The organism is Flavobacterium sp. DG2-3, assembly GCF_030730925.1.
Taxonomy (GTDB): domain Bacteria; phylum Bacteroidota; class Bacteroidia; order Flavobacteriales; family Flavobacteriaceae; genus Flavobacterium.
In genome coordinates, this window is sequence record NZ_JAVAMB010000017.1 from 63,035 (window position 1) to 86,581 (window position 23,547).

The following is a 23,547-nucleotide window of genomic DNA, read 5'->3' on the forward strand; positions in this document are numbered from 1 at the left end:
CAAGAAATATAAAATTCAAAATCATGTCTGATACAAAAATATTCTACGCCGACGGAGAAAACCCAAAAATGATCGAAGCTTACAAAAAAGCTCAGGAAACTTTTAAATATTTCTGGAGAGAATTATCATGGGAATATAGAAGAATCGTTCCTGGATTGGATGTTGCGTGTGTAAAACTGGCTTTTACGCAAGAAATAGACAGTGAAATCGAAGTCGAACACATGTGGATTAATGATGTAAACTTTGACGGCGAAAATATATACGGCATTTTAGTCAATGATCCAGATGTATTGACGAATGTAAATAACGGCGACGAAATTGCAATTCCCGTTAATCAAATTAGCGATTGGCTATTTGCTTCTCAGGGAAAAACCTACGGAGCATTTACTATTCATGCTATGCGTTCTGAAATGAGCGACGACGAAAGAGCAGCGCACGATGAAGCTTGGGGCTTAGAATTTGGTGATTTTAATGATATTCAGGTCGTTTTTGAACAGAACGAAAAACCAGAAAATCTTATTGAACACCCAATGAGCAAAAACATGAAAGAAAGCTTAATCGAATTCTTAAAAAATAATCCAGAAGAAGTAAACGGGCAAGACGATTTAGGCTTTACCTTTTTACACCGCGAAGCGATTGCAGGAAATCAGAGTTCAGTCGAGGTTATTCTAGAACATGGTGCAGATAAAAATGCCAAAACCAATAGCGGAAAAACAGCTTTAGATTTTGCTAAAGAGCTAAAATGGGATCATTTACTGCCTCTTCTTCAATAAAAATTCAAAAATCCGATTTAGTAAGTAAATCGGATTTTTTTATACTTTCCATTCAGAACAAATATTAATTTTTCTTCACAATTTAAAGACCGATTTTAAATAATAAAGCCCTAATTTTGCAGCGCCCAAATAAATCTGTCATGAAAAAATTAGTATTCTTTTTAACAATTGCTCTTTTTTTAACACATTGTTCTTCAGCGCAAACAAAACCTGCCGATCCCTCTATTTTTGCAAAATCGTATGATTATGTAAATGACTTCGAAAAAATTCTGACTCCGAGTCAAATTAAAGAATTAAACGATTTTTTAAAATCTAGCGAAGAAAAAACAAAAATTAAACTCCTAGTTGTTACAACCTCTTCTATAAATCCGTATACCGATTTAACCGATTATTCTATGGATTTAGACAAATATCTGCTTTCAAAATTAAAAATTGACACTTCGATTTTAATTGTTATAAGCAAACAACTTAGACAAATTCAGGTTCAGGGAATTGATAAAATACGTGCCAAAATGAGCGATCAGGAAATGAAAGATATTATTTCGACTTATTCTATTCCTGAATTGAAAAAAGGAGATTATTACAAAGGTTTACAGCAAGCAGCAGTTCAGCTAATAAAAAAAGTGGGGTAAATTGTTTACAAGCAAAAAACTCATAATCAAACAATTAAAACTTTTCATTTATTTAAAATACTTTTATTTAATATAAAAAAAACTTCTGGAGGCTGATCAAAAAAGCTAATGAAAATAATTTTGCCAAGTTATTTAAACAAATTAAAATTTTTAAAAACTTGAAAAATGAAAAAAGTTATTATAGCTGCATTTCTAGCACTAATTTTTATTTTTTCCGCAATTAGCTGTCAAAATCACCAAGATCAAAATGCCTCTGCTGCGAAAGAAATTAAATCTGATCCTGTAAAAGAATTGTTAGACGGAAACAACAGATTCTTAGACGGAAAATCAAATCATCCGCACCAAGACAAGAAAACTGTTCTTGCCAATCAAGACGGCCAAAAACCATTTGCTGTTGTTGTAACTTGCTCAGACAGCAGGGTTTCGCCAGAAATCGTTTTTGACCAAGGAATCGGAGATCTTTTTGTAATACGAAATGCCGGAAATCTAATCTCAGACCTTGATATGGGTAGCATTGAATATGCGGTAGAACATTTAGACACTAAACTTATCGTTATTCTTGGGCATACCGAATGTGGGGCTGTAAAAGCCTACATAAATGATAAAGATGGAGCTTACAAAAAACACTTTAATCACATTGATAATATTGTTGAAACCATTGCCAACGAAAAAGAAGAGATAGACGCAGACAAAACTACTCCAAAGGCAACCAATTATCTGGGAGCAATTGATGCCAACATCAAACATTCGACTAAAATGATTCAGGATAATCCAATTGTAAAAGAACACAAAGTAAATATCATCTCTATGCGATATGATGTTCATACAGGAAAAGTTACACAATTGTAAATCAGCATCTAAAAAAGTAAAAATCCGATTTCTTCTGAAGTCGGATTTTTTTTGAAAAATTAAACCAAAACTTAATTTACTCTTTATCGTAAAATCCATATCTTGTCTCTGTTAAAAATTCACACGATGACATTAGAAGAGTATAAAAAAGAATTTTCAGAAGAAGATGCTGTTGGATGGCTAGAAATCGACAAGGAATTTGATCGCCTTTATCCTGGACAGGAGCCAAAACATTTTGCTCCCGCTATAAGTTATATGCTGGGCGGCGATAATCCGCTTGACGGCGTGAGTTATTACGAAAGTAAAAAGCAAGAAGATCATTATCATTTTATAACCTACGGTTTTTCTGAATTGTATTATGATGAAGAAAAGATCAATGGCGAATTCAGCAAATGGGGATTTGAACTTACTTTCAGGCTAAAACCATTTGAAGCTGATAATGAAAACCCAAGCTGGGCTGTGGCACTGTTGCAAAACATTGCCAAATATGTTTTTAGTTCTGGAAAATGGTTTGAAGAGTTTCATTATATGCCCGCAAATGGACCAATCCGATTAGGAACAGAAACTGAAATTACCGCACTCCTATTTATAAATGATCCCGAAATCGAAAAAAAGCAGACTCCGCACGGAGAAGTTTCCTTTTTACAAATTGTCGGAATAACTGGAGAAGAATACAATGCTATTCTTGAAAATCAAATTACGGTAGAAGAATTAGTCGATAAATTAAAAGAAAATAATCCTTTATTAATTACCGATTTGAACCGAAAAAATAAGGCTTAATTCAATTCTAAAATGATACGCATAATAGAATTTAGAGAAATCGATTTACAGCCTTTAAGAAAACTATTCTTAAGTGAAAGACAGCGTACCTTTGCAGAGCAAGACACATCTGAATTCAAATTAGAAGATTTTGACAAGCAAACACAGGGAGAATATATTCTAACGGCTTTTCTAGACGATGTTCTTGTTGGATTCATTTCGATTTGGATACCAACTAGTTTTATTCATCATCTTTACGTTGCTGCTCCATTTCAGGGAAAAAATATTGGTACCGAATTATTAAAAGCTGCTATACAGAAAACTACATTTCCTATTACTTTAAAATGCCTTGAAACCAATACCAAAGCAATTGAATTTTATATCAAAAAAGGATTTACAGAAAAATCCAGAGGCTATTCAGGCAACGGAACTTATATTTTATTTGAGTTAACAAAAGAGATTGTATAACCAAAAAATGCTATAAAATGAATCCGATTCAAGATTACAACGATTTGCAAACATCAGAAAACAAAGCAATCTGCGATAGACTTTATGCTGTAATAAGCAAAAATCTTTCTGAAGCCGAAAATAAAATCTGGCACGCACATCCCGTTTGGTTTTTAGACGGAAATCCGATTGTTGGATACAGTAAATTAAAAGATTCTGTTAGATTGCTTTTCTGGAGCGGACAATCTTTTGAAGAAGAAAAACTTCAAAATGAAGGTTCCTTTAAAGCTGCCGAAAAACGTTATACAAATGCCGACCAAATAAACGAAGAAGATTTGAAACGCTGGCTTGAAAAAGGCAGAGAAATTCAATGGGATTATAAAAACATTGTCAAACGAAAAGGAGTTTTAATCCGACTGAAATAATCAACCAAAAAACCAAAAAACACATACAACCAAAATGAAATTTTTATCCTTAACCGCCTTTATTTTTTTAACTATTACCTCTTATTCTCAGACAAAAATGCGACCAGTAGACGAACTTATAGATCAGAAAGATTCTGGATGGAAACTTGTAAAAGAATGGACAGATTCTGCCAAAAATAAAATAGAAATTCTACCCGCAGATCCTCAAAAAGCAAAAGATGCTTTATATAATACACAAGTTACAACAAGTTCACCAATGGGCGCCATTGTTTATAAAACTGGCGGAATATTAATTGATAATGGCTGGATTAGAATTTTGGGTTCTGGAAGTACCAAACTTACCCGAAGTCTTCCGGAATGGAACAAAGGAAAAAGTTTTAAAGAATATGGCGAAGCCCCTTCATTTTTTCTAATTGCTGATGATGCTTTGGGCGGATTTTATATTTTGAACGGAGGCGCGCTTGGCGAAGATCTTGGAAAAGTATATTATTTTGCGCCAGACAATTTAGAATACGAGAAGCTTGACATTACTTATTCTGAGTTTTTAGAATTTTGTTTTAATAATGATTTAGACAAATATTATTCTGGCAGCCGCTGGGAAAACTGGAAAAAAGATCTTGCTGCGTTACAAGGCGATCAGGTTTTCAATTTTTATCCGTTTTTATGGACTGAAGAAGGAAGCGACATCAACAAAGTTCAAAGAAAAATGATTCCTGTTGAAGAACAATACAGCCTTAATTTAGATTTAAGAAAACAGCTTGGACATTAATCTAAGTTCATAACATTTTAATTTCCAGTTTTTTAGTTTTAATTTTATTGCTGACACACTGTTGTCACAAACTCCTTTTACTTTTATAAAATAAAACTAAAGAGATGGAAACTAAAGACGGAAAATTAGCGGTTTACGCGCCAACCCGACAAGATTGGCGCAATTGGCTCGAGGCAAATAGCCAGACAGAAAAATCGGTTTGGTTAATCTTGTATCACAAAAAAAGTAAAACAGAAAGCGTCAATTTAGTCGAAGCAACAGAAGAAGCGCTTTGTTTTGGCTGGATTGACAGTCTCTGCAAAAAACGCGATGCCGAAAGTTATTATCTTACTTTCTCTCATCGAAATCCGAAAACCAGTAAATGGAGCAAGCCTAATATTGAAAGGGCCGAGCGAATGATTCAGCAAAATTTAATGACCGAACACGGCCAGAAATTAATCGATATTGCCAAAGAAAAAGGAAAATGGATTGTGGATACTCCAGAAGAATAATATTTCTTTTTTAGCAAGCATTTCTTTCCATGATTATACAAGAAGATTTTGTGTTGGAATAATTTGTATTTTTAATAAGACCAAAACTTCAACCTAAAACCTTATAAATCATGCTAAAACAACTACTTCTTATTTTTGTTTTTTGTTTCGGAATCCAATTGAATGCGCAAGATACTGGTTTTACAAAACCAGATTATAAAGCAATCGAAAAAGAAATCTCCGATAAAAATTCGAAATTCTATTATCCAAAATTAATGGAAAGGCTAGTAAAAAACGATACGCTTTTAAATCCTGAAGAATATCGACATTTGTATCTTGGTTATGTTTTTCAGCCCAAATACAATGCTTTTTGGACAGCACCAGATGACGAAAAACTGCGCACTTATTACAATAAGGAAAAACTCGAAACTTCAGATTATGATGAGATTATCAAACTGGCCAATAATTCTCTAACCGACTTTCCGTTTGACTTGCGACAGCTAAATTATCTAGCCTACGTTTATCACTTAAAAGGTGACGAGGCTGCAGCAAAAACAACTTATTTTAAATTTCACAGTATTATGAATGTGATTCTTTCTTCTGGTGACGGCAAGAATTGCGAAACTGGTTTTCATGTCTTAATGGTCGATCATGAATATATTTTGCTCAATCTTTTTGAAATTGAATCTAAGGGACAATCACTCGTTGGCGATTGTGATTATCTAAGTTTTGAAAAAGGCGTTTATAAAGTAGACGGAATTTATTTTAATATCGAAAAAATGCTGGAAAACGAGCGAAAAGTACTTCGCTAAAATCCTTTTTTTAAATATAAAACAGAAGCTTCAGCAAATATTATGCTGAAGCTTTTTTTTGACAAAAACTATTTATTTATTGTTTATCAATAAATTTTTATTATTTTAGCAGCAATAAATTTTAATCTTAACTGCTATGGAAATTAAAATTGGAACACCACAGATTCTAAAAATCCTGAATGTTTTATCTTGGATTATTTTTGTCGGCTTATGTGTAGAAGCCGGAATGTATCTTTTTAACGGAATTTATACGATGACGATAAATTCGTATAACGCTCGTTTTCTTAATTTGCTTGATTTGTACAATTACAGTCCTAGCTTTTACATTCAGGAAATATGTTTTATCAGCATTGTTGCCATTTTAAAAGCAATTATGTTTTATCTGATTGTCAAAATGCTGCACGAGAAAAAATTAAATATCGAAAAACCATTTACCGCAGAAACTGGACGCTTTATCTCTTATCTCTCCTATTTGGCTTTCGGAATCGGGCTATTTTCTTACTGGGCTTTCAAATTCAACAATTGGCTGATTACTAATGGCGTAAAGCTTCCTTCTTTAGAATCACTTAATCTTGAAGGCCACAGCATTTGGATTTTTATGGCTATTGTAATGTTTGTAATTGGCCAAATTTTCAAAAGAGGAATTGAAATTCAGTCTGAAATTGATTTAACCATTTAAACGAAAAATTATGCCTATTATAGTAAATTTAGACGTCATGATGGCTAAAAGAAAAATGTCATTAAACGAGCTTTCAGAAAAAGTAGACCTCACTTTATCCAATCTTTCCATCTTAAAAACAGGTAAAGCAAAAGCCATTCGTTTCAGTACACTCGAAGCCATCTGCAAAGTTTTGGATTGCCAGCCTGGAGATATTTTAGAATTTTCTGAAGAATAATTTTATTTTGATTTAATTCGTATTTTCGAACAAATCAGAAATACTTTTAAAATAACTAAAAATCTAAAAAATCTAGAAATGAATATTTTAATTGTTTACGCGCATCCGAGCAAAAAATCGTATACTTTTCAGGTTTTGGAAAGAATAAAACTTGCCTTAGATAAAGAAAACTGGAATGTTACTATTTCTGATTTATACGCATCAAATTTTGTCAGCGATATGTCTGAAGAAGAATACGAGCGTGAAGGTTTTGCCAAAACAGAACTTCCGATTCCGACAGATGTTTTAGCCGAACAAGAAAAAATAGAAAAAGCTGACTGTATTATTTTTCTATATCCTGTTTGGTGGAGCGATTGTCCTGCAAAATTAAAAGGTTGGTTTGACCGCGTGTATTCTGTTGGATATGCTTACGGACAAAATGAGACTTCGAGGAAAATGAAAACCATTCCGTACGGACTTGTAATTTGCACGGCAGGACATCCGAATACTTTCTTGCATGAAATTGAAATGGCGCAAAGCATGGAAAAAATTATGCTCGAAGACCGTCTTGGAAAGCGTTTTACCTATAAAGAAATGATTATTCTTGGCGGAACTTTAGAGCTTGAAAATGTAATGGCAACACATTTTGACTTGATTAAAAAAATTCCAGAAAAAATCAAGACAGTCATTTAATTTTAAATTCCAAGTTTTTGAAATTCCAAAAATCTAAAATCTAAAATCTAAAATCTAAAATCAGAAATCTACAATAGCACTTGTCCGAAACACACCTTAAAATTGTCTTTTAAACACCGTAAATAATTGATCTTTAGATTGTAATTTTACTTTACCAATTTAAAAATCAATTCATTATGAGTCCGCAAGATTTTACCACAACTATAATTGTCAATCAATCACCAGAAGACGTTTTTAAAGCGATACAAAATGTTCGTGGCTGGTGGTCGGAAGAAATTGAAGGAAAAACAGCCAATCAAGGTGACGAATTTAAATATCATTACGAAGATGTACACCGCTGTAAAATAAAGTTGATTGAAGTAATTCCGAATCGGAAAATCGTTTGGTTGATTGAAGAAAATTATTTCAGCTTTACAAAAGACGATACCGAATGGACGAACACAACAGCCGTTTTTGATATTTCGAAAGAAAATGACAAAACAAAACTCACTTTTACCCATGTTGGTTTGGCTCCAAAATACGAATGTTTTGACGTTTGCAAAGCCGGCTGGACAAATTATATTGAGAATAGTTTAAAAAAACTAATTGAAACTGGTAAAGGTGAGCCAAATGCAACGGGGAAACCTCAAATTGAAACCGAAAGAAAATTGTCAGCAAAAGAATAAATTGCGTCAATTCGTTAGATAAAATTGGTTGTCGATCTTTTGTAAAATAAAATCGGAAGCCATTTAATTTTATAAATATTACGTCCTTTTCTGCAAAATTTATAGCGGTTAATTTCATAACTTAGTTTGCTTTTAAATCCTGAATCATGACTAAGAAAGAAATCGCTAAAAACTTCCTGAAATTGGCAGCAAAAGGACATTCTCACGAAGGCTTTCGATTGTATGTTGGGAAGAATTTCAAACATCATAATGCCTACTTCAAAGGCGATGCAGAAACTTTAATGCTCGCTATGGAAGAGTCTGCCAGAACAAATCCGAATAAGCTTTTTAAAATTCATCATATTTTAGAAGACGGCAATTTGGTTGCTGTACATTCGCATCTTAAACAAACACCTTCAGATATTGGTTTTGCCGTCGTCCATATTCTCAAATTTGATGGCGACAAAATCATCGAACTCTGGGATTTAGGACAGCCCGTTCCCAAAGATTCAGTAAACAAAAATGGAATGTTTTAAAAATGATTTAAACAGAAATATCAAAAACAACAACCTATAAACAACAAACCATAGACCTTTCAATGAATTCTATTCTTAGATTTTCTCCATTAGTAGCTGTCCTTTTTTTATTTTCAAATTGCAATTCGTTCGCACAAAAAAAGACGAATCTTTCTACACAGATTGACAGTGTTTTAAACATTTCTTCTCTAAAATTTAATGGGACAATTTTAATTTCTAAAAATGGAAAATCAATTTACAGTAAAGCTGTAGGTTTTGCAGATTTTGACAAAAAAACACCTTTAAAAATGGACAGTCAATTTGAAATCATGTCGAATACCAGACAGATTACTGCAGTCTTGATTATGAAAGAAGTGGAACAAGGAAAAATCGATTTGCAAGTTCCCATTAGAAAATATTTGCCAAATCTAAAACAGAGCTGGGCAGATTCGATTACAGTTCATCAATTATTAAATCATACGCATGGAATTGTAGACGCCAATAAACCTTTGGCTTTTAAACCCGGAAGCCAATTTAAATATGGCAACGAAGGCTATCCTTTTCTGGGACTGATTATTGAATCTGTTTCTAAAAAAACGTATGCAGAAGTGGCAAGCGCTCTTTTTAAGAAACTCAAAATGAACAATACTTTCTGTTATGCTAAAGACAACACTCGAAATTTGGTTACAGGATACATGAATGACAATAATCATTTAGAAAAAGCTGAAAATACTCTAATTGCTCCAGAAAAAGTTCCGTCTGCCGGCATTGTTTCAACCGCAAATGATTTATTGATTTGGAACAATAATCTGCACAAAGGAAAAATCTTAAAGCCGGAAACTTACCAATTGATGCTTCAATACAATATTGAAAATCAGCACAATGTTTTTGGAAAAGAAAAAGTCGGATATGGCTACGGACTTAGAATTGTAGATAAAGAATCGCCTAAATATTATGGACATACTGGTTTAGGCAATGGGTTTTCTTCTGTAAATTTGTATTTCCCTGAAAGCGATGTGAGTATGATTGTTTTAGAAAATGAAATGAATGCAAATTCTGATTTGTTTTATAAAGCCGGAATTACAATCAAAAATCTGCTTTTAAAAAGTGATTTATTCAATCAAAAACAATAAAAATGGCTACTAATAAAACAACCGAAACCTCCAACAGCGTTACTGATTTTATAAACGCTGTAGAAAATGAAGCGAAGAGAAATGATGCTTTTGAATTGGTAAAAATAATGCAGGAAGTCACAGGTTTTGAACCTAAAATGTGGGGGGCGAGCATTATTGGTTTTGGAAGTTACCATTACAAATATGACAGCGGACACGAAGGCGATGCGCCATTGGCTGGATTCTCGCCAAGAAAAGCAGCTACAACTGTCTATTTTTATCTGCCAGAAGAAAACAGAGAAGAACTTTTGTCTCAACTCGGAAAACATACCTCTTCTAAAGCCTGCATTTACATTAAAAAATTAGCTGACATTGATATCGAAATCTTAAAAAAGATAATTTTACGTTCAATGGAATACACCCAAAATTTATATCCTTCCAAATAAAATGATCACATTCTTAATTCTGATATTTGCACTAATACTTGCCGTTTACCTTTTTCTTCAACATCCTAAATTTGGAAAAGCGCCGTCTGGCGAAAGATTGATACAGATTCAAAACTCGCCTCAATATAAAAACGGAAAATTCGAAAACCAAAGTTTTACGCCAGATCTTGCTGAAGGCGCGAGTTATTCTAAAGTTTTTTATGATTTTTTCTTTAAAAAAGTAGCAAGAAAAATTCCGACCGATTTAATTCCGTCTGTAAAAACCAATTTACTTGAACTTGCTTTAGATCAGGATATTTTGGTTTGGTTTGGACATTCATCTTATTTCATTCAGTTGGAAGGAAAACGCTTTTTGATCGATCCCGTTTTCAGCGGAAACGCCTCTCCTATTCCAGGAACCACAAAATCTTTCAAAGGTTCTGATATTTATACTGTTGATGATCTTCCAGAAATTGATTATTTACTGATTACACACGATCATTACGATCATTTGGATTATGAAACGATTTTAAAATTAAAACCTAAAACAAGGAAAATAATCACAGCTCTTGGCGTAGGTTCGCATTTTGAATTCTGGGGTTTCTCAAAAGAAATAATTATCGAAAAAGACTGGTACAGCACTGTTCAATTAGATGAAAATCTGACCATTCATACAGCTCCATCAAGACATTTTTCGGGCAGAGGATTTAAACGATGTAATACGCTTTGGACTTCTTTTATTTTAGAAAGCAAAGATTTTAAGATGTATTTAGGCGGAGACAGTGGCTACGACAAACATTTTGCTGAAATTGGCGAAAAATACGGGCCTTTTGATATTGCTTTAATTGACAATGGACAATACAACCAGAGTTGGAAATATATTCATAATTTACCCGAAGATGTCATAAAAGCTATGAAAGATTTGAAAGCAAAAAGAGTATTTCCGGTACATTCTTCAAAATTTGCTTTATCGCTTCACTCGTGGGATGAGCCTTTGAAAAAAGTAACAGAATTGAATAGTTTATCTGAAAACCCGATTCCATTAATTACTCCTATGATTGGTGAAAAAGTTGAACTCAGAAATAAGAATCAGCAGTTTAAAAAGTGGTGGGAAGGAATCCACTAGGCTTCTCCCGAAGTTTCGGGACGCTCAGCCAGAAACGTATATCAAATCTGACTTAAAATTTTTAAACCAACTGTCTCCCTGAGCGAAGTCGAAGGGCAAAACCTGAAACCAAAAATGAAACCAAAAATATACTATTCTGCACTTGCACTTTTATTCACAATAACCCTATTTTCTCAAAACACCTACGTGTTTTTAGGATCTTACAATCGTGATAAAACAGCTGAAGCCATTCAAGTTTATCAATTAGACACAGTAAGCGGAAAACTAACCAAATTTACTTCAGTCAAAAATATTGTAAATCCGTCGTATTTGACGGTTTCTCCAAACGGAAAATATGTTTATGCCTGTACTGATACCAAAACTCCAAATGCGGGAAGTATAAGCAGTTTCGAATTTAATCCATCTACAAAAACTTTGACCTTTTTAAACAGTCAGAGAAGCGGTGGCGAAAATCCGGTTTATGTGAGCGTACATAAAAACGGAAAATGGCTTGCCACTGCGAATTACACAGAAGGAAGCGTATCGGTTTTTCCCCTTTTAGAAAATGGTAAAATCGATTCAATTGCACAGAATTTTCAGTATACAGACGGAAGTGTGAACAAAGAACGACAAACCAAGTCTCATGTGCATTCAGCGGTATTTTCACCACAATGCGATTATTTATTTTTACCCGATTTAGGAGCCGATAAAATACGCTGTTATGCTTTTGATGAAAATCAAAAAAAGCCTTTATTAGAAACTGCAAATCCGTTTACGAAAACTGATTTAGAAGCTGGTCCAAGACATTTTACTTTTCATCCCAATCAAAAATGGGCATATTGCATTGAAGAAATGGCTGGACAAATAAGCGTTTATAAATATGAAAATGGCATTTTAACTAAAATTCAGCGAATTGCCACACATTCAAATGAAATAAAAGACGGATTTGAAAGCTCTGATATTCACATTTCTCCTGATGGAAAGTTTCTGTATGCAACCAACCGCGGTAAAGAAAATAATATTGCCATTTTCGCTATTGACGAAAACGGACTGCTGAAAAACATTGGTTATCAATCTACTTTAGGAAAACATCCGAGAGTTTTTGCTCTTGATGAAAGCGGGAAATTTTTAGTAGCATCCAATGTTCAAACTGGAAATGTGGTTGTTTTTAAAAGAGATTCTAAAACCGGACTATTGAAAAAAACAGGAAAACAGATTAAAATGGAAAATGTTTCTTGTGTACAGATTAAGAGAATTTAAAAAATTAGCTTTTAACTAAAAACCATAAAATGCAAACATCAAATTTCAATTTACAGCCAGATTTTTTAGAAAACGAAATTTCAAAGTTAATTCCGTTAGAAGAAAAACATTTTGAAGCGTTATTTGAAGCTGCTTCTGATCCCTTAATTTGGGAACAAAATCCAGTTAAAGACCGATATACAAAAGAAGGTTTTAAAACTTTTTTCGATATTATAATTACAAAAAATCCATTTCTGATTCTCGATAAACAGACTAATGAAGTAATGGGAACAACAAGTTTCTACGATTACAATCCAGAAAAATCGAATGTTGGAATTGGCTACACTTTTATTACGAGAAAATATTGGGGCGGCCCGTATAATAAATCCAACAAAAAATTAATGATGGACTATGCTTTTCAGCACGTTGATTCGGTACTTTTTCATGTTGGATCAGAAAATTTCCGTTCGCAAAAGGCCGTTTTAAAACTCGGAGCAGAAAAAATAAATGATCTTACGTTTAACATAAATGGCGTAGACGTTCCGTATTTTGAATATGAATTGAAGAAAAACAGATAAAAATTATGAGTTATTAATTATGAATTATAAGTCAGAAAGCAAACTGATATTCGTTTACAATTCTAAAATTCATAACTCCTAATTCATAACTTATAATTAAAAAAAATGAAAAGAATAACCGTTTTCTGTGCTTCAAGTTTTGGCACTGAAAAAATTTACGAAGAACAAGCTACTGCTTTGGGTAAAACGTTGGCTGAACAAAATATAGAATTAATTTATGGCGGTGCAAATGTCGGTTTAATGGGCGCCGTTGCAGACGGAGCTTTGAACGCGGGCGGAAAAGTAATTGGCGTATTGCCTAATTTTTTAAGGTCGAAAGAAATAGCTCATTTAGGCTTAACCGAATTAATTTTGGTAGAAAGCATGCACGAAAGAAAAACCAAAATGAACGATTTATGCGATGGCGTAATTGCGCTTCCAGGCGGTTTTGGAACACTCGAAGAACTTTTTGAAATGCTGACTTGGGCACAATTAGGATTACATAAAAAACCAATTGCAGTTTTAAACATAAACGGCTTTTACGACTCGCTTATCGAATTGCTGCAAACTATGACAGAAAAAGGACTGCTGAAAGAAGTCAATCAAAAAATGCTTTTGGTAAGCGATACTATTGAAGATTTATTAGAACAAATGAAAAATTACACTGCTCCAACAGTTGGTAAATGGATTGATAAAAAAACGTTATAAGTAAATTGTCAGAAGGCTCAGTAAAAAATTTAGCCTTATATTTACATTTCCTCCTTACTTCTAACTCTAACTTCAAACAAAATGAAAACAGAAAACAACAAATTTGCAAAAGCCGAAATGCTGATTCGAAAACCTGTTTCAGAAGTTTTTCAGGCTTTTATTGATCCTCAGATTACGAGTAAATTTTGGTTTACTAAAGGATCTGGAAAATTAGAAGAAAATCAGAAAACGGAATGGACTTGGGAAATGTATGGTTTTTCGCTTTCGGTTACGACGCTTGTCGTTCAAGAAAATAAAAAGATTGTCATTGAATGGGGAAATCCTGATGAAATTACTTTGGTAGAATGGGTTTTCAGTCCGTTAAACGAAAATGAAACTTTTGTAAGTATTACTAATTCTGGTTTTCATGGCGATGCTGATAAAATAATCGATCAGGTTCGTAATTCGACTGAAGGTTTTACTTTGGTTTTGGCTGGTGCTAAAGCTTATTTGGAACATCATTTGCAGTTAAATTTGGTTTTGGATCGTTTCCCGAAAGGGCTTGCCTGATTGTGATTTAACCGCAGAGCACGCAAAGGTTTTTACACAGAGAACGCGAAGTTTTTTTTGAGAAGTCATTAAAATGAAAAAGATCGCAAAGCTATGTCAATATAAATAGTGTCACTTTATGTTAAAAATTTAACCGCAGAGAACGCAAAGGTTTTACGCAAAGGGCGCAAAGTTTTTTTGAGGGGATCATTAAAATGAAAAAGATCGCAAAGCTTTGTGTAAAAAAAGTTTTAACTAAACAGAGATTTGTCAACATAACGCTTTGCGAACTTAATATGTAGATTCTGCTTAGTCTAACAATTAAAATAATCTTAGCGAACTTTGCGTAAAAATTTAACCGCAAAGAACGCAAAAGTTTTTACGCAAAGAACGCGAAGTTTTGAGTATTATTAATAATGAAAAGATCACAAAGCTTTCTCTAGATAACGCTTCGCGAACTTAAAATATAGATTCCAATTAGCCTAGCAATTAAAATACCTTTGCGCACTTTGCGGTAAAAAAATTAAACGCAAAGTTTTTACGCACAGACAACTTGAAACATGAAACATTAAACTTGAAACAAAAAATCATGGACATTAAAAAACCTGAAAATATAGACGAATACATTGGTGGATTTCCAAATGATGTTCAGGAAATTTTGGAGAAAGTTAGAATGACGATTCAAAAAGCGGCTCCAGATGCTAAAGAAAAAATCAGTTATTCGATGCCGGCTTTTGACCAGAATGGAATTGTCGTTTATTTTGCTGCTTTTAAAAACCACATCGGACTTTATGCTCTCCCAAGCGGGCACGAAGCTTTTGCGGAAAGACTTTCTAGATATAAATCTGGAAAAGGCTCCGTTCAGTTTCCTTTAAAAGATCCAATACCTTATGATTTAATTGCCGAAATCGTTAAATTTAGGGTCAAAGAAAATCTGGAAAAAGGAAAAAAGAAATAAATTTATTAATTCAAAAAACTCTTTTCATGATTCGATTTTCTTTTACTGTGATGCTTTTCTTTATTAGTTACTTGATTACTGCTCAGGTTGAAACTGCATTAGAAAAAGAAATTTTAGAACTGCACCAACCTACCAAAATCGTTCAGGATTCTATCGTTAAACTGCAAAAAGAAGTTTTATCAAAGATTGAATTTGAAAAAGATTCTGTTGCTAAAAAACAATTAATACTTCGTTTAGATACACTTGAAAATGCTAAAGATCAAAATGCCATAAACGAATTAAAACTTGATTTTATTTTCGCCAAAAAACATCCGAATTCATTTACTGCATTACGCTTAATGCGTTTACACGTTAGTCGTTTTATTGGTATGAATTTTTACGACAATTTTGTAGAAGTCTTTGAAAATTTTACTCCCGAAATAAAAAATTCTGAAAAAGGAAAAGAGATGGCCGAAAAGCTTAAATACTTCAAACAAAGCAAAATTGGGAGTTTTGCTCCCGAATTTACTTTAAAAGATATTGATGATAAAACAATTTCACTTTCAGATTTCAAAAACAAAAAATATGTTTTAATTGATTTTTGGGCAAGCTGGTGCGGACCTTGCAGAGAGGAATTACCCTATATAAAAGAATTATATAAAAAATATAAAGACCAGGGTTTTGAAATTATTAGCATTGCAAAAGATGACAAATCTGACTTGTGGAAAAACGCAATTGCAAAAGAAAAAATTGAATATTGGAAACATATTTTTATTACAGAAAACGATAAAAAAATCATTACTGATTATTTTGTATACGGAATTCCCCATAAAGTCTTAATCGATAAAAATGGTATAATTATTGGAAAATGGAAAGGCAGTGGCGAAATTAACAAAGCAGACTTACAACAGCTTTTAAAATCAATTTTTGAAAGTGAATAATTTTTAAAATGAATTTAACCGAACACTACAACGACCTTTATAAATCATCTTCTGAAATCATTTCGGCAGGAAAATATTCAATTGATTCTGAACTTAAAAACGAGTCAGATTCCCGTTTTGGAATTACATTGCTTATTCGCCCAAATGATGAAATTAAAGCTAATATTCAAGATTTTATTAGCGAATTGAAAAAAACGGAGCCTGAACAGTATTTTTATCCAGATTCAGATATTCATATTACGGTTATGTCAATTATTTCTTGTTCCTCAGATTTCAATTTAAATCAGATTTCGCCAAACGAATATATTGAAGTGATTTGCAGAAGTCTTGTTGATGTTGAGAAAATCTCGATTCAGTTTAAAGGAATAACTGCTTCTCCGTCTGCTCTTATGATTCAGGGATTTCCGAGTGATGAAACTTTAAATAACTTGCGAAACAGACTTCGCGAAAATTTCAAAAATTCAGGATTACAGCAAAGCATAGACAGCCGTTATTCTATAGCAACAGCGCATGCTACCGTAATGCGTTTTCAGGAAAAACTTCATAATCCGAAAAAACTAATAGAAATAGCTGAAAGATTCCGTGATTATGATTTCGGAACATTCGAAGTCAAAAATTTAGAATTGGTTTATAATGACTGGTATCAGCGTAAAAGTACCACGCGTGTTTTGGGTGATTTTGGTTTGAGATAGTTTTTTTGCCACGAATTACACCAATTTCACCAATTCATTTTTTCTTTATTTAAATTTACCAAAATGCCATAAAACACCAGAAGGATCATGCAGAAAACATTCGCTTCCCCAATCTTCGTAACGAATTGGAGTTAGTTTTACTCCATATTTTTCTGTGAGAATTAAGCTCTGAAGTTCACTGTAATATCTTTCAACATCATCAACTTCAAGAAAAATCATGGTATTTTCAATCCAGTTTTTATCGTAGTAATCCTGAAGATAAAAAGCGATTTCGTCTGTTTTAAAAACCGACATTTTTGAATCTAAAACGGTTTCTTCAAAACCTAAATCGCGGTAAAAACTTCTTGAAATCTCAAAGTTTTTAGAACCTATAAATGGTCGAATTGATTTTGCGTTGTGATTCATCAAAAAATATATTAAAGATTAGGTTTATTCTTTTTTTGCATTTTTAATGTTTCCAAATATTTCTTTGGATCGAAATTTTCCGCTCGACCACTTCTTATTCCTTCGTGTATCATTTTTTTTAGAAGTAACAATTTATCGTTTTCATTATTATTTTTCACCATGCCATTTTGTTTAAAAAATTATCCCTTCTTCAAAATACTTCCCAAACCACGACCAATCTGCTCAATCGCTTCAATTCCTTTGGTTAAAGGCGAAGCTGTAAAATCTTCGTAGGCATCCATGGCGCTTTCTTTTCTGTCGTCGTGCGGATAAACCAAAATCACATTGTTTTCACTAAATGATTTTTCGAATTTTGAAGGCAATTTATCAAAGATAGACTGATACGAAACCGAACCTTTTCTTGATAAATTGAAAACCACTAAATCTGTTGGCTTTATTTCATCTGTAATCGCTTCAAAATCTTCCCAGTCCATTATGCTTTTGAATCCTAATTTTGCATTAAGCTTTAAATTAGTTACAATTTGCTGAATCATCTGATGGGTATTGTATTCTGCATAAATTACAATCGGAATACTTAATTCCTGAGACAAACGGCACATTTTCTGCAATAATAAATGAAATCCGATTCCTCTTTCTGAAAATGGCGGACAGATAAAAACCAATCTTTTTTCTTCTATAAAATTTCTTTGAAACCTGCAGATAAACAAATTCTTATCAACATTATTGATAATCGAATCTACATTTTCTCCGAAGATTTTATCAATAAATCCAGTCTTTCTTGGCCAGCCTACAATCACGATATCCGACATAATTTCCTTTGAAGTTCTGGCAATTCCGCTCGCTGGATTATGGTCAATTCTGGCAATGGTATTTATTTTCACTTCTGAAGCCGATCCTTGAATTACAAATTTATCAGCTGCTTTTCTGTATTTTAAAATGTTCTTTTCTGCTTGATTATTGTTCGGAACAATGGTCAATAAAGTAACTGGATTAGACGATTTTTTGTCTTTTATTAAAAGTGCAAAATCCAATAAACTTGCCGCAGCAGAAGTTTTTGCTAACGGAATTAATATATGCTCGTCTAAAATCTGATCTTTTCCTGCATCTTGCGGTGAAATTTCCTCTTCGCAAATCGCAATTTTCTTAGCCGCTTTTTCTGTTGCAAAAGAAGCCACAATACAGGTAATCAGAATTAGAATAATAGTTCCGTTTAAGATATTTTCATCTAAAATTTTTGCTTTATAACCAACTAAAATTACTGCTAAAGTTGCTGCTGCGTGCGCACTGCTCAATCCGAAAATAAGCTGTCTTTCGGTTCTAGTATATTTAAAAACAATTTGAGTAAAAAATGCTGCAATCCATTTTCCGAATATCGCCACAACACTCAAAGTTCCTGCTACAATTAAAGCTGTCGGTCCGCTCAAAATAACGCTAACATCGACCAACATTCCCACAGAAATCAAGAAGAATGGAATAAATAATGAATTTCCAATAAACTCAATTCTGTTCATTAAAGCTGAAGAATGCGGAATCAAGGGATTTAACGCCAAACCAGCAACGAAAGCTCCAATAATTGGCTCCACTCCTGCTACTTCGGCCAAAAAGGCAGCAAAGAAAACTACTGAAAGCACAAATATATAATGCGCATGTTTCTCACTTTCTAATTTTTTAAAAAACCATTTTGCAACACGCGGAATAATGATAAACATTATAGCTGAAAAAATGGCTAAGGAAACTATCAGCTTAACCCAAAATGCCTGAGTTAGATTGCCTTGACTGCTTCCCATAATTACAGCCAGAATAATCAAAACCGCTGTATCAGTCAAAATAGTTCCGCCGACTGTAATGGCAACCGCTTGATTTTTAGCAATTCCTAATTTACTCACAATCGGATACGCAACCAAAGTATGCGTTGCAAACATGCTCGCGGTTAAGAAACTGGCATTAAAATCGTATTGAAGCAAATAAAAACAAACTGGAAAGCCAATTGAAAGCGGCAGAATAAAAGTAAAAAAACCAAAAAGTAAACTCTTGTTTCTGTTGGCTTTAAACTCATTCATATCCAGTTCAAGTCCCGCAATAAACATGATATACAAAAGTCCGATTGTCGAAAATAGATCAACAGCGGAGTTTTTTGCCAGAATATTTAATCCGTGAGGTCCAATTATAACACCCGAAATAATAAGTCCGATAATTCCTGGAATATTAATCTTTTTAAGTAAAATTGGCGAAAGCAGAATTATAAAAAGTATTAACGAAAAGATCAATACAGGGTTGCTTAAAGGTAATTCGAATTCTTGTAATAGATGTCTGAAAAATTCTATCATATGGTAACTTTATCTTCTTGTGGCACTAATATTTGTAAAAAGACATTTTCAGAATTAAAACAAAATCCATGAAGTATTAATATTAAAGAATCAAGTGTTTGATATAACTCGTTCTTTTACAAAAATACCTAAAAAACGTGAACTTTTTACGCAAACTGCATATTAAGGCTTTAAATTTATTTCGTTGCCGAATTATTAAATTTTAATATTTATTTTAACAAATACGCAAGATTAACATTAAAAAAGAAATCATCATTGCATTATTCGATTATCTTTGTCTTAACAAAAATTGAACAATGGAAGAATGTATCTCTGTTTTTGATATGCTTAAAATTGGCGTTGGCCCTTCAAGCTCACATACTTTAGGTCCGTGGCGCGCTGCCGAACGCTTTCTGGAAGAACTGAAAGATGAAGCAATTTTAGACGATATCACAAGAGTAAAAGTCGATTTATATGGCTCGCTTTCTTTAACTGGAAAAGGCCACGCAACAGATCTTGCCGTAATGCTCGGATTGAGCGGGCAAGATCCTGAATATATTCCTGTAGAAGATATTGCAGGGATTATTAAAAAAATCGAAACCACAAACCAAATCAATTTGGGCAACCAGAAAGTGATTCCGTTCTTTTTTCTTCAAGACATTGTTTTCAATAAAGATTTTCTTCCTTTTCATGCCAACGGACTGAAATTTACAGCTTACAAATCTGATGATTCTGAATACGAATCGACTTTCTATTCTATCGGAGGCGGATTTGTAGTGAAAGAAGAACGTACCAATGCCAAAGCAAAACAAGTAATAAAATGCGCCTTTCCATATCCAGTTCAAAACGCAGCTGAATTATTGAATTATACGATTAAAGAAAACAAATCGATTTCTGAGATTGTATATGAAAATGAAATTTCGATGCGTCCAGAAGCCGAAGTGCATTCTGAATTAATGCGTATCTGGAACACAATGCTAGAGTGCATGTATATTGGCTGCCATTCTGAAGGAATTCTTCCGGGTGGACTTCATGTACGCAGAAGAGCTTTTGACATGCACCAAAACTTAATTGGTTTATCAAATTATACCGATCCGCAAAGCTGGCTGGAAGAAATTAGAAAAACAGAAGTTAAATTTCGCCAGATCTTAAAATGGGTAAGCTGTTTTGCACTTGCCGTGAATGAAGTAAATGCTTCTTTAGGGCGCGTAGTTACTGCTCCGACTAATGGAAGTTCTGGAGTAATTCCAGCCGTTTTAATGTATTATATGGTGATCGAAAATCACAATGCAGGCGAAAAAGAAATCAAACAATTTTTGATGGTTGCGGGCGAAATTGGCAGTATATTCAAAAAAGGATCTACTATTTCAGCTGCAATGGGAGGATGTCAAGCTGAGATTGGCGTTTCGTCTTCTATGGCGGCGGCGGCTCTTTGTGAATTAATGGGCGGAACTCCTGCTCAAGTTCTAATGGCTGCAGAAATCGCCATGGAACATCATTTAGGTTTAACCTGCGATCCTATTGGCGGACTGGTTCAGATTCCTTGTATTGAAAGAAATACAATGGGTGCCATTAAAGCGATAAATGCAGCCGAACTGGCTCTTGAAACTGATTCTAAAAATGCTAAAGTTCCTCTAGACAAAGTGATCAACACGATGTGGGAAACAGCAAAAGATATGAATTCAAAATACAAAGAAACTTCTGAAGGAGGTCTTGCAATTGCCGTAAATATGGCTGATTGCTAATATTTAAGTTTGCCACGAATTTCACGAATTACACAAATTCATTTTTTTTAAGTTTAAAAAATTGGTGTAATTCGTGAAATTCGTGGCTAAAAAACACAAACGAGATTCATGAAAAAACTTTACTTTTTACTCTTTTTCTGTTCTATTTTACTGCATTCTCAAGAACGTTATTTTCTAAATTCTGACACAAGACTTTTTACTGCTCCAAACACAACTGCCGATTTTTTAGGCTATTTTAAATATGGGGCTCAAATTCGATTGTTGTCTGAAAATGAAAATGGCTGGTACAAAATACAGGCAGATAATTTGAACGAAGGATATGTGCAGGAGAAATATATTGCGAAAAGCCTGAATGCAAAAGATGTAAAAATTAAAGACCCTAAAAATCCAATTCTTGAAGGTGGCGACGCGTATTACGGCGGAAATCATCTTTTTATTCTCGCTGCCGGATTAAAAGCCAGAGCTTTACAAGATAAAAACTCAAAAATTAGAGAAATTCTGTTTACAGGAGATCCTGTTGCTGTAAATTATCTACCATTAAATCCTGACGAATGGGTCAATATTAGCGGAAGCCTAAATGAAGAATCTGCAAAATACACACTAAGAAAATTTCTAGGTACGAGACCTGATTTTGATACTTTATTAAATGATTTTGACACCTTAGATAAAAATGCTCTTTCTGAACGAAAAACAGTAAGCGAAAGAATTGTAGAATTGGCTTGGAATAGCGATTATTCTAAATTAATTCCTGCATACCAAAGATATTGTGAAGTTGTCAAACAGCTCAATGATCCAAAATTACTTGCTGAAACAGAACTCAATATGGCTTTAGCGAAAGCATTATCCAATCACAAATTATCGGAACAGATTATTGCATTCATACAAAAATCACATTACTCGCTCAAAGGTTTTAAAACAAAATCGGTTACTATTTCGCAAACTGATTTAATTAAAACAATGGGAAATCCTTCTAAAAAAGCTAAGATTTCTGATGAATGCGGTATTTATCTAAGCGATTTATTTTATTATTATCCAGATTTGGAAGTCTCTGTTGATGAAAAACAAAAGCAAGGAGAAATCATCAAAGTTTTCATTAACGAAAACAATAAATTCATCATAAATTCAAATGCGGTTTTAGATCATACGCTGTCTGAAAAAGCTTTCATTGAAAAATATGGAACTTATATTGAAGCTTCTCTAAAATCACCGCACAATTATTCTATTGTAATGGAAGACAGCCAATTTCGTTTAGAATTTAAAGACGGAAAACTATTTTCTGTCGAAATATTCTATTATTGCTGATTCCCATCTTACAATTATTCAATACTTTTACAATATCAAAAAAACAAGAAAATGTCAGTAGCAAAAAAAGATTATAAAAGAATCACAACAAAGTCATTAATTGAAATGAAAAGCAACGGAGAAAAAATCTCTATGCTTACTGCGTATGATTATACAATGGCGAAAATTGTTGATACCGCTGGTATTGACGTTATTTTAGTTGGAGATTCAGCATCAAACGTAATGGCTGGTCACGAAACGACTTTGCCAATTACTTTGGACCAAATGATTTACCATGCTTCTTCTGTAGTTCGCGCAGTAGAAAGAGGTTTGGTTGTCGTTGATTTGCCTTTTGGAAGTTACCAGTCTGACCCAAAAGAAGCGTTGCGTTCTTCGATCAGAATTATGAAAGAAAGCGGTGCTCACGCGGTAAAATTAGAAGGCGGAAAAGAAATTAAAGAATCGATCAAAAAAATATTGCATGCTGGAATTCCAGTAATGGGACATTTAGGTTTAACTCCTCAATCTATTTACAAATTCGGAACTTACAGCGTTCGAGCAAAAGAAGAGGAAGAGGCTGAAAAACTTATTGAAGATGCTCAAATGCTTGAAAAAATAGGATGTTTTGCTGTTGTTCTTGAAAAAATCCCAGCTGACTTGGCTAAAAAAGTAGCAGAAAGCATTTCTATTCCTGTAATCGGAATTGGAGCTGGTGGCGGTGTTGACGGTCAGGTATTAGTAATTCATGATATGTTGGGAATGAACAATGAATTCAGTCCGCGTTTCTTACGTCGTTACTTAAATCTTTACGAAGAAATGACGAAAGCAATCGGCCAATATGCCGCTGATGTTAAGGCTAGTGATTTTCCTAATGCTAGTGAACAGTACTAGAAAAGCCGCTAA

29 protein-coding genes are annotated in these 23,547 nt (G+C 33.5%); 27 read left to right on the forward strand and 2 right to left on the reverse strand.

All coding sequences use genetic code 11. From position 1 onward, the window contains the following. Positions 1–23: 23 nt before the first annotated feature. From Q9Q97_RS18970 to Q9Q97_RS19085, 24 genes are all read left to right on the forward strand, one after another. Positions 24–773 carry a DUF2314 domain-containing protein gene (locus Q9Q97_RS18970; protein ID WP_306159978.1) on the forward strand — a complete coding sequence of 250 codons (750 nt, stop codon included), beginning with the start codon at positions 24–26 and terminating at the stop codon, positions 771–773. Between the two features lie 140 nt (positions 774–913). Further along, a complete protein-coding gene (locus tag Q9Q97_RS18975; protein ID WP_306159980.1) occupies positions 914–1,405 on the forward strand; it encodes a YgcG family protein in 492 nt (163 codons plus the stop codon). Between the two features lie 165 nt (positions 1,406–1,570). Beyond that, entirely contained in the window at positions 1,571–2,254 is a 684-nt protein-coding gene (locus tag Q9Q97_RS18980; RefSeq protein ID WP_306159982.1) for a carbonic anhydrase, read from the forward strand. A 126-nt stretch (positions 2,255–2,380) separates the two neighbouring features. Beyond that, on the forward strand, positions 2,381–3,034 hold the full coding sequence (locus Q9Q97_RS18985) for a suppressor of fused domain protein (protein WP_306159983.1): 654 nt from the start codon (positions 2,381–2,383) through the stop codon (positions 3,032–3,034). Positions 3,035–3,046: 12 nt separating this feature from the next. Then, the gene (locus Q9Q97_RS18990) at positions 3,047–3,481 is read left to right on the forward strand and encodes a GNAT family N-acetyltransferase (protein WP_306159985.1); all 435 of its coding nucleotides are present in this window, start codon (positions 3,047–3,049) and stop codon (positions 3,479–3,481) included. A gap of 17 nt (positions 3,482–3,498) precedes the next feature. After that, positions 3,499–3,885, forward strand: a complete 387-nt coding sequence (locus tag Q9Q97_RS18995) for a DUF1801 domain-containing protein (RefSeq protein ID WP_306159987.1) — start codon at positions 3,499–3,501, stop codon at positions 3,883–3,885. Between the two features lie 34 nt (positions 3,886–3,919). After that, complete coding sequence (locus Q9Q97_RS19000) at positions 3,920–4,654, forward strand: DUF2625 domain-containing protein (protein ID WP_306159989.1); 735 nt, start codon at positions 3,920–3,922, stop codon at positions 4,652–4,654. 104 nt (positions 4,655–4,758) lie between these two features. Continuing rightward, on the forward strand, positions 4,759–5,145 hold the full coding sequence (locus Q9Q97_RS19005; protein WP_306159991.1) for a YdeI family protein: 387 nt from the start codon (positions 4,759–4,761) through the stop codon (positions 5,143–5,145). 110 nt (positions 5,146–5,255) lie between these two features. Beyond that, a complete protein-coding gene (locus tag Q9Q97_RS19010) occupies positions 5,256–5,936 on the forward strand; it encodes a DUF4919 domain-containing protein (RefSeq protein ID WP_306159993.1) in 681 nt (226 codons plus the stop codon). Between the two features lie 136 nt (positions 5,937–6,072). Beyond that, on the forward strand, positions 6,073–6,615 hold the full coding sequence (locus Q9Q97_RS19015; protein WP_306159995.1) for a DUF2975 domain-containing protein: 543 nt from the start codon (positions 6,073–6,075) through the stop codon (positions 6,613–6,615). A gap of 10 nt (positions 6,616–6,625) precedes the next feature. Then, complete coding sequence (locus tag Q9Q97_RS19020) at positions 6,626–6,832, forward strand: helix-turn-helix transcriptional regulator (protein WP_057116634.1); 207 nt, start codon at positions 6,626–6,628, stop codon at positions 6,830–6,832. Between the two features lie 78 nt (positions 6,833–6,910). After that, positions 6,911–7,504 (forward strand): NAD(P)H-dependent oxidoreductase, encoded by a 594-nt coding sequence (locus Q9Q97_RS19025; protein WP_306159998.1) that lies wholly within the window; start codon positions 6,911–6,913, stop codon positions 7,502–7,504. Positions 7,505–7,680: 176 nt separating this feature from the next. Continuing rightward, a complete protein-coding gene (locus Q9Q97_RS19030) occupies positions 7,681–8,169 on the forward strand; it encodes an SRPBCC domain-containing protein (RefSeq protein ID WP_306160000.1) in 489 nt (162 codons plus the stop codon). Between the two features lie 146 nt (positions 8,170–8,315). Then, a complete protein-coding gene (locus Q9Q97_RS19035; protein ID WP_306160002.1) occupies positions 8,316–8,684 on the forward strand; it encodes a nuclear transport factor 2 family protein in 369 nt (122 codons plus the stop codon). A gap of 62 nt (positions 8,685–8,746) precedes the next feature. After that, positions 8,747–9,796, forward strand: a complete 1,050-nt coding sequence (locus Q9Q97_RS19040; protein ID WP_306160004.1) for a serine hydrolase — start codon at positions 8,747–8,749, stop codon at positions 9,794–9,796. Positions 9,797–9,798: 2 nt separating this feature from the next. Then, complete coding sequence (locus Q9Q97_RS19045) at positions 9,799–10,221, forward strand: DUF1801 domain-containing protein (RefSeq protein ID WP_306160006.1); 423 nt, start codon at positions 9,799–9,801, stop codon at positions 10,219–10,221. Position 10,222: 1 nt separating this feature from the next. Then, positions 10,223–11,326, forward strand: a complete 1,104-nt coding sequence (locus Q9Q97_RS19050) for an MBL fold metallo-hydrolase (protein ID WP_306160008.1) — start codon at positions 10,223–10,225, stop codon at positions 11,324–11,326. A gap of 114 nt (positions 11,327–11,440) precedes the next feature. Next, complete coding sequence (locus Q9Q97_RS19055; protein ID WP_306160009.1) at positions 11,441–12,565, forward strand: lactonase family protein; 1,125 nt, start codon at positions 11,441–11,443, stop codon at positions 12,563–12,565. A gap of 29 nt (positions 12,566–12,594) precedes the next feature. After that, complete coding sequence (locus Q9Q97_RS19060) at positions 12,595–13,122, forward strand: GNAT family N-acetyltransferase (RefSeq protein WP_306160011.1); 528 nt, start codon at positions 12,595–12,597, stop codon at positions 13,120–13,122. 105 nt (positions 13,123–13,227) lie between these two features. After that, the gene (locus tag Q9Q97_RS19065) at positions 13,228–13,809 is read left to right on the forward strand and encodes a TIGR00730 family Rossman fold protein (RefSeq protein WP_306160013.1); all 582 of its coding nucleotides are present in this window, start codon (positions 13,228–13,230) and stop codon (positions 13,807–13,809) included. An 81-nt stretch (positions 13,810–13,890) separates the two neighbouring features. Further along, positions 13,891–14,358 carry an SRPBCC family protein gene (locus tag Q9Q97_RS19070; protein WP_306160015.1) on the forward strand — a complete coding sequence of 156 codons (468 nt, stop codon included), beginning with the start codon at positions 13,891–13,893 and terminating at the stop codon, positions 14,356–14,358. Positions 14,359–14,926: 568 nt separating this feature from the next. Next, positions 14,927–15,295, forward strand: coding sequence for an iron chaperone (locus Q9Q97_RS19075; RefSeq protein ID WP_306160017.1), 369 nt, complete (start codon positions 14,927–14,929; stop codon positions 15,293–15,295). Positions 15,296–15,321: 26 nt separating this feature from the next. Then, positions 15,322–16,215: a TlpA disulfide reductase family protein gene (locus tag Q9Q97_RS19080; RefSeq protein ID WP_306160019.1), complete on the forward strand. Its 894-nt coding sequence runs from the start codon at positions 15,322–15,324 to the stop codon at positions 16,213–16,215. Positions 16,216–16,223: 8 nt separating this feature from the next. Further along, complete coding sequence (locus tag Q9Q97_RS19085; protein WP_306160021.1) at positions 16,224–16,907, forward strand: 2'-5' RNA ligase family protein; 684 nt, start codon at positions 16,224–16,226, stop codon at positions 16,905–16,907. Positions 16,908–16,952: 45 nt separating this feature from the next. On the opposite strand, the gene Q9Q97_RS19090 is transcribed toward Q9Q97_RS19085, so the two are convergent. Both Q9Q97_RS19090 and Q9Q97_RS19095 read right to left on the reverse strand, forming a co-directional pair. Next, positions 16,953–17,312 (reverse strand): glyoxalase, encoded by a 360-nt coding sequence (locus Q9Q97_RS19090; protein ID WP_306160023.1) that lies wholly within the window; start codon positions 17,310–17,312, stop codon positions 16,953–16,955. Between the two features lie 179 nt (positions 17,313–17,491). Further along, on the reverse strand, positions 17,492–19,639 hold the full coding sequence (locus tag Q9Q97_RS19095) for a cation:proton antiporter (RefSeq protein ID WP_306160025.1): 2,148 nt from the start codon (positions 19,637–19,639) through the stop codon (positions 17,492–17,494). Positions 19,640–19,935: 296 nt separating this feature from the next. Here Q9Q97_RS19095 and Q9Q97_RS19100 point away from each other — a divergent pair, with 296 nt between their 5' ends. The 3 genes from Q9Q97_RS19100 (at position 19,936) to panB (ending at position 23,535) form a co-directional block, all read left to right on the forward strand. After that, on the forward strand, positions 19,936–21,363 hold the full coding sequence (locus Q9Q97_RS19100; protein WP_306160027.1) for an L-serine ammonia-lyase: 1,428 nt from the start codon (positions 19,936–19,938) through the stop codon (positions 21,361–21,363). Between the two features lie 108 nt (positions 21,364–21,471). Beyond that, complete coding sequence (locus Q9Q97_RS19105; RefSeq protein WP_306160029.1) at positions 21,472–22,665, forward strand: SH3 domain-containing protein; 1,194 nt, start codon at positions 21,472–21,474, stop codon at positions 22,663–22,665. Positions 22,666–22,716: 51 nt separating this feature from the next. Continuing rightward, positions 22,717–23,535, forward strand: coding sequence for a 3-methyl-2-oxobutanoate hydroxymethyltransferase (gene panB / locus Q9Q97_RS19110; protein WP_306160031.1), 819 nt, complete (start codon positions 22,717–22,719; stop codon positions 23,533–23,535). The last annotated feature ends 12 nt before the right edge of the window (positions 23,536–23,547 follow it).

What these genes read in the sequence shown, in the direction of transcription:
- Q9Q97_RS18970 (WP_306159978.1), top strand. Translation starts at nt 24, where the DNA reads ATGTCTGATACAAAAATATTCTACGCCGACGGAGAAAACCCAAAAATG.
- Q9Q97_RS18990 (WP_306159985.1), top strand. Translation starts at nt 3,047, where the DNA reads ATGATACGCATAATAGAATTTAGAGAAATCGATTTACAGCCTTTAAGA.
- Q9Q97_RS19010 (WP_306159993.1), top strand. Translation starts at nt 5,256, where the DNA reads ATGCTAAAACAACTACTTCTTATTTTTGTTTTTTGTTTCGGAATCCAA.
- Q9Q97_RS19085 (WP_306160021.1), top strand. Translation starts at nt 16,224, where the DNA reads ATGAATTTAACCGAACACTACAACGACCTTTATAAATCATCTTCTGAA.
- panB (WP_306160031.1), top strand. Translation starts at nt 22,717, where the DNA reads ATGTCAGTAGCAAAAAAAGATTATAAAAGAATCACAACAAAGTCATTA.
- Q9Q97_RS19080 (WP_306160019.1), top strand. Translation starts at nt 15,322, where the DNA reads ATGATTCGATTTTCTTTTACTGTGATGCTTTTCTTTATTAGTTACTTG.
- Q9Q97_RS19035 (WP_306160002.1), top strand. Translation starts at nt 8,316, where the DNA reads ATGACTAAGAAAGAAATCGCTAAAAACTTCCTGAAATTGGCAGCAAAA.
- Q9Q97_RS19030 (WP_306160000.1), top strand. Translation starts at nt 7,681, where the DNA reads ATGAGTCCGCAAGATTTTACCACAACTATAATTGTCAATCAATCACCA.
- Q9Q97_RS19075 (WP_306160017.1), top strand. Translation starts at nt 14,927, where the DNA reads ATGGACATTAAAAAACCTGAAAATATAGACGAATACATTGGTGGATTT.
- Q9Q97_RS19060 (WP_306160011.1), top strand. Translation starts at nt 12,595, where the DNA reads ATGCAAACATCAAATTTCAATTTACAGCCAGATTTTTTAGAAAACGAA.
- Q9Q97_RS19020 (WP_057116634.1), top strand. Translation starts at nt 6,626, where the DNA reads ATGCCTATTATAGTAAATTTAGACGTCATGATGGCTAAAAGAAAAATG.
- Q9Q97_RS19095 (WP_306160025.1), bottom strand. Translation starts at nt 19,639, where the DNA reads ATGATAGAATTTTTCAGACATCTATTACAAGAATTCGAATTACCTTTA.
- Q9Q97_RS19090 (WP_306160023.1), bottom strand. Translation starts at nt 17,312, where the DNA reads ATGAATCACAACGCAAAATCAATTCGACCATTTATAGGTTCTAAAAAC.
- Q9Q97_RS19025 (WP_306159998.1), top strand. Translation starts at nt 6,911, where the DNA reads ATGAATATTTTAATTGTTTACGCGCATCCGAGCAAAAAATCGTATACT.
- Q9Q97_RS19070 (WP_306160015.1), top strand. Translation starts at nt 13,891, where the DNA reads ATGAAAACAGAAAACAACAAATTTGCAAAAGCCGAAATGCTGATTCGA.
- Q9Q97_RS19065 (WP_306160013.1), top strand. Translation starts at nt 13,228, where the DNA reads ATGAAAAGAATAACCGTTTTCTGTGCTTCAAGTTTTGGCACTGAAAAA.
- Q9Q97_RS18980 (WP_306159982.1), top strand. Translation starts at nt 1,571, where the DNA reads ATGAAAAAAGTTATTATAGCTGCATTTCTAGCACTAATTTTTATTTTT.
- Q9Q97_RS19050 (WP_306160008.1), top strand. Translation starts at nt 10,223, where the DNA reads ATGATCACATTCTTAATTCTGATATTTGCACTAATACTTGCCGTTTAC.
- Q9Q97_RS19055 (WP_306160009.1), top strand. Translation starts at nt 11,441, where the DNA reads ATGAAACCAAAAATATACTATTCTGCACTTGCACTTTTATTCACAATA.
- Q9Q97_RS19045 (WP_306160006.1), top strand. Translation starts at nt 9,799, where the DNA reads ATGGCTACTAATAAAACAACCGAAACCTCCAACAGCGTTACTGATTTT.
- Q9Q97_RS19040 (WP_306160004.1), top strand. Translation starts at nt 8,747, where the DNA reads ATGAATTCTATTCTTAGATTTTCTCCATTAGTAGCTGTCCTTTTTTTA.
- Q9Q97_RS18975 (WP_306159980.1), top strand. Translation starts at nt 914, where the DNA reads ATGAAAAAATTAGTATTCTTTTTAACAATTGCTCTTTTTTTAACACAT.
- Q9Q97_RS19005 (WP_306159991.1), top strand. Translation starts at nt 4,759, where the DNA reads ATGGAAACTAAAGACGGAAAATTAGCGGTTTACGCGCCAACCCGACAA.
- Q9Q97_RS18985 (WP_306159983.1), top strand. Translation starts at nt 2,381, where the DNA reads ATGACATTAGAAGAGTATAAAAAAGAATTTTCAGAAGAAGATGCTGTT.
- Q9Q97_RS19100 (WP_306160027.1), top strand. Translation starts at nt 19,936, where the DNA reads ATGGAAGAATGTATCTCTGTTTTTGATATGCTTAAAATTGGCGTTGGC.
- Q9Q97_RS19015 (WP_306159995.1), top strand. Translation starts at nt 6,073, where the DNA reads ATGGAAATTAAAATTGGAACACCACAGATTCTAAAAATCCTGAATGTT.
- Q9Q97_RS19000 (WP_306159989.1), top strand. Translation starts at nt 3,920, where the DNA reads ATGAAATTTTTATCCTTAACCGCCTTTATTTTTTTAACTATTACCTCT.
- Q9Q97_RS18995 (WP_306159987.1), top strand. Translation starts at nt 3,499, where the DNA reads ATGAATCCGATTCAAGATTACAACGATTTGCAAACATCAGAAAACAAA.
- Q9Q97_RS19105 (WP_306160029.1), top strand. Translation starts at nt 21,472, where the DNA reads ATGAAAAAACTTTACTTTTTACTCTTTTTCTGTTCTATTTTACTGCAT.